Source organism: Rhizobium sp. PEPV16 (assembly GCF_008919455.1).
GTDB lineage: Bacteria > Pseudomonadota > Alphaproteobacteria > Rhizobiales > Rhizobiaceae > Rhizobium > Rhizobium leguminosarum_Q.
Genome location: NZ_VSZV01000333.1, coordinates 1 through 4,390 on the forward strand (window position 1 = coordinate 1; position 4,390 = coordinate 4,390).

Genomic DNA, 4,390 nt, shown 5'->3' on the forward strand with positions numbered 1-4,390 from the left:
CCATTACAAGCGCCTGGCGCACGCCTCCAAGAACGGCGAAGTCGAGCTGGCGAAGTCGAACATCATGCTCGTCGGTCCCACCGGCTGCGGCAAAACCTATCTTGCCCAGACGCTTGCCCGCATCATCGACGTTCCCTTCACCATGGCTGACGCGACGACGCTGACCGAGGCCGGTTATGTCGGCGAGGATGTCGAAAACATCATCCTGAAGCTGCTGCAGTCGGCCGACTACAACGTCGAGCGTGCACAGCGCGGCATCGTCTACATCGACGAAGTCGACAAGATTTCGCGCAAGTCCGACAACCCGTCGATTACCCGTGACGTCTCGGGCGAGGGCGTGCAGCAGGCGCTGCTGAAGATCATGGAAGGCACGGTCGCTTCCGTTCCGCCGCAGGGCGGCCGCAAGCACCCGCAGCAGGAATTCCTGCAGGTCGACACGACGAACATCCTGTTCATCTGCGGCGGCGCTTTTGCCGGCCTCGACAAGATCATCTCTGCCCGTGGCGAGAAGACCTCGATCGGCTTTGGCGCTAGCGTCAAGTCGCAGGATGACCGCCGCGTCGGCGAGGTTCTGCGCGAACTGGAGCCTGAAGATCTGGTCAAGTTCGGCCTGATCCCTGAGTTCATCGGCCGCTTGCCGGTTCTGGCGACGCTCGAGGATCTCGATGAGGACGCGCTGATCCAGATCCTGTCCGAGCCGAAGAACGCGTTGATCAAGCAGTATCAGCGCCTGTTCGAGATGGAAGACGTGGAACTGAACTTCCACGAGGACGCTCTTCGCGAAATCGCCCGTAAGGCGATCGTGCGCAAGACCGGCGCCCGCGGCCTTCGCTCGATCATGGAGAAGATCCTGCTCGACACGATGTTCGAACTGCCGACGCTGGAAGGCGTGCGCGAGGTCGTCATCTCCGAGGAAGTGGTGCGCGGTTCGGCGCGTCCGCTTTACATCTATGCCGACCGGCAGGAAGAAAAGGCCAACGCTTCGGCGTGACCTTGTGACTTTCGCACCATTATTTTGAGGGGCTTGCCATAGGCGGGCCCCTTTCTATTTGAAAAACCATACGAGGCGCTGTTAGTATTTACCCGTGGGAACCGAAATTGCCTTTGCCGATGTTGCGCAAGGGATCGTGCTTGGCAATGATGCAATGTTTCCGTAAGCCTCTTGCTGACGTTTGTATTTTAGCCGGGTCGGAAGTGGTAAGCGCCGGTCCAGCCACGCGCTTCATAGTGTTGGCGTTCCGTTGTAATAAAGCTGTCACATCCGAGGGACGCGGGCGTTAGCATGGCTTGAAAAGCGTAGTTAGAACCTCCACTTGTAGCAACAAGTGAGTGCCGGCCGGTCCCAAGCGGCCGTGCAGAGAGCCCGGCAACGGGACGATGGAAAGGACATAAAATGACGAAGAAAACGTCTGTAGCGAGCAGCACTGCCTACCCTGTTCTGCCCCTGCGCGACATCGTGGTTTTCCCGCATATGATCGTGCCGCTGTTCGTCGGACGGGAAAAATCGATCCGTGCGCTCGAAGAGGTCATGGGTTCCGACAAGCAGATCATGCTGGTGACGCAGATCAACGCCAGCGACGACGATCCGGATCCTTCCGCGATCCACAATGTCGGCACCGTGGCGAACGTGCTGCAGCTCTTGAAGCTGCCCGACGGTACCGTGAAGGTTCTCGTCGAAGGCCGCGCCCGCGCCGAGATCGACACCTATACCAGCCGCGAGGATTTCTATGAGGCGCTCGGCCATGTGCTCGAGGAGCCGCATGACGATCCGGTCGAACTGGAAGCCTTGTCGCGTTCGGTCGTCTCCGAATTCGAGAGCTACGTGAAGCTCAACAAGAAGATTTCGCCCGAAGTGGTCGGCGCCGCCAGCCAGATCGACGACTATTCCAAGCTCGCCGATACGGTCGCGTCGCATCTGTCGATCAAGATCACCGAGAAGCAGGAGATGCTGGAGACCACCAGCGTCAAGCAGCGCCTCGAAAAGGCCCTCGGCTTCATGGAAGGCGAGATCTCGGTCCTGCAGGTCGAAAAGCGCATCCGCTCGCGCGTCAAGCGCCAGATGGAGAAGACCCAGCGCGAGTATTACCTCAATGAACAGATGAAGGCGATCCAGAAGGAACTCGGCGACGGCGAGGAAGGCCGCGACGAGATGAGCGAACTGGAAGAGCGCATCTCCAAGACAAAGCTGTCCAAGGAAGCCCGTGAAAAGGCCGATGCGGAGCTGAAGAAGCTGCGCCAGATGAGCCCGATGTCGGCGGAAGCCACCGTCGTGCGCAATTATCTGGACTGGCTGCTCGGCATTCCCTGGGGCAAGAAGTCGAAGATCAAGGCGGATCTCAACAATGCCGAGAAGATCCTCGAAGCCGATCACTTCGGTCTCGACAAGGTCAAGGAGCGCATCGTCGAATATCTGGCCGTGCAGGCCCGTGCCACCAAGATCAAGGGCCCGATCCTCTGCCTCGTCGGTCCTCCGGGCGTCGGCAAGACCTCGCTCGCCCAGTCGATCGCCAAGGCGACCGGCCGTGAGTATGTCCGCATGGCGCTTGGCGGCGTTCGCGACGAAGCCGAAATCCGCGGTCACCGCCGCACCTATATCGGCTCGATGCCCGGCAAGGTCATCCAGTCGATGAAGAAGGCGAAGAAGTCCAACCCGCTCTTCCTGCTCGACGAGATCGACAAGCTCGGCCAGGACTATCGCGGCGATCCGTCCTCGGCCCTGCTCGAAGTGCTCGATCCGGCCCAGAACATGACCTTCATGGACCACTATCTGGAAGTCGAATACGACCTGTCGGATGTGATGTTCATCACGACGGCGAATACGCTGAATATTCCAGCGCCTCTGATGGACCGCATGGAGATCATCCGTATCGCCGGCTACACCGAGGATGAAAAGCGCGAAATCGCCAAGCGGCACCTGCTGCCTAAGGCCATCAAGGAACATGCGTTGCAGCCGGAAGAATTCTCGGTCAGCGACGACGCCCTGATGGCGATCAGCCAGCAGTACACCCGCGAAGCCGGCGTCCGCAACTTCGAACGCGAATTGATGAAACTCGCCCGCAAGGCGGTCACCGAGATCATCAAGGGTAAGACGAAGGCCGTTCATGTGACGGCGGCGAACATCTCCGACTATCTGGGCGTCCCGCGCTTCCGCCATGGCGAAGCCGAGGGCGAGGATCAGGTCGGCGTCGTGACCGGCCTTGCCTGGACGGAAGTCGGTGGCGAGCTGCTGACCATCGAAGGCGTGATGATGCCGGGCAAGGGCCGCATGACGGTCACCGGCAATCTGAAGGAAGTCATGAAGGAATCGATCTCGGCAGCGGCCTCCTATGTCCGCTCGCGCGCTGTCGATTTCGGCATCGAGCCGCCGCGCTTCGACAAGAGCGACATCCACGTGCACGTGCCGGAAGGCGCGACGCCGAAGGATGGCCCCTCGGCCGGCGTCGCCATGGCAACCGCGATCGTCTCGATCATGACCGGGATCCCGGTGGACAGGCATGTGGCCATGACCGGTGAAATCACCCTTCGCGGCCGTGTGCTGCCGATCGGCGGTCTCAAGGAAAAGTTGCTCGCAGCGCTTCGCGGCGGCATCAAGAAGGTGCTGATTCCGGAGGAAAACGCCAAGGACCTGGCGGAGATTCCTGATAACGTGAAGAACAACATGGAGATCATCCCGGTATCCCGCATGGGCGAGGTGATCAAGCATGCGCTGATCCGGCGGCCGGAGCCGATCGAATGGGACGGCACGGTGGAAACGCCGGTCATCGCAACGGTCGAAGGCCTCGATGAGACAGGCGCAACCATAGCGCATTGAGTGGCCTTTGCCACATTTATGCCCCATTGGGACAAAACACGCAAAAAGGCTGGCGGAAACGCCAGCCTTTTTTGTGAAAACGTCATGTAGACGCTTGCTTTTCCTTGATTTGCAGGGCTTTTGGGTTTTCGGCGGGCCTGATGAAACCTATTCTGCGCCTAGCTTACTTTTGAGTCGTTTCATACCATTTAGAAAGGGGTGGAAACATGAACAAGAATGAACTCGTGTCCGCAGTAGCCGAAAAGGCAGGACTGACGAAGTCTGACGCGGCTTCCGCTGTTGACGCGGTTTTTGACGTTGTCCAGGCTGAACTCAAGAACAAGGGCGACATCCGCCTCGCGGGTTTCGGCAGCTTCACCGTTTCTCATCGTGCCGCATCGAAGGGCCGTAACCCGTCGACGGGCGCTGAAGTCGACATTCCGGCTCGCAACGTTCCGAAATTCACGCCCGGCAAGGGCCTGAAGGACGCCGTCAACGGCTGATCTGAGATTATCCACCAGCCGGAAACGAGACCGGCTGTGCAGGATTTGAGAGGGGTTCGGCTTTGCCGGACCCCTTTTGCGTTAGGGCATGATGCCG

General features: G+C 59.5%; 3 protein-coding genes. All 3 read left to right on the forward strand.

Going from position 1 to position 4,390, the window contains the following annotated elements:
- Positions 1-991: ATP-dependent Clp protease ATP-binding subunit ClpX (gene clpX / locus FY112_RS23665; RefSeq protein ID WP_151519402.1), on the forward strand; the 991-nt coding region annotated here is incomplete at its 5' end.
- A gap of 402 nt (positions 992-1,393) precedes the next feature.
- Positions 1,394-3,811, forward strand: coding sequence for an endopeptidase La (gene lon / locus FY112_RS23670; RefSeq protein ID WP_017959927.1), 2,418 nt, complete (start codon positions 1,394-1,396; stop codon positions 3,809-3,811).
- 206 nt (positions 3,812-4,017) lie between these two features.
- Positions 4,018-4,293, forward strand: a complete 276-nt coding sequence (gene hupB / locus FY112_RS23675; RefSeq protein ID WP_003547346.1) for a DNA-binding protein HupB — start codon at positions 4,018-4,020, stop codon at positions 4,291-4,293.
- Positions 4,294-4,390: the final 97 nt, after the last annotated feature.

Bases quoted from the DNA above. Each gene is read 5' to 3' on its own strand.
- hupB (WP_003547346.1), top strand. From the start codon at position 4,018: ATGAACAAGAATGAACTCGTGTCCGCAGTAGCCGAAAAGGCAGGACTG.
- lon (WP_017959927.1), top strand. From the start codon at position 1,394: ATGACGAAGAAAACGTCTGTAGCGAGCAGCACTGCCTACCCTGTTCTG.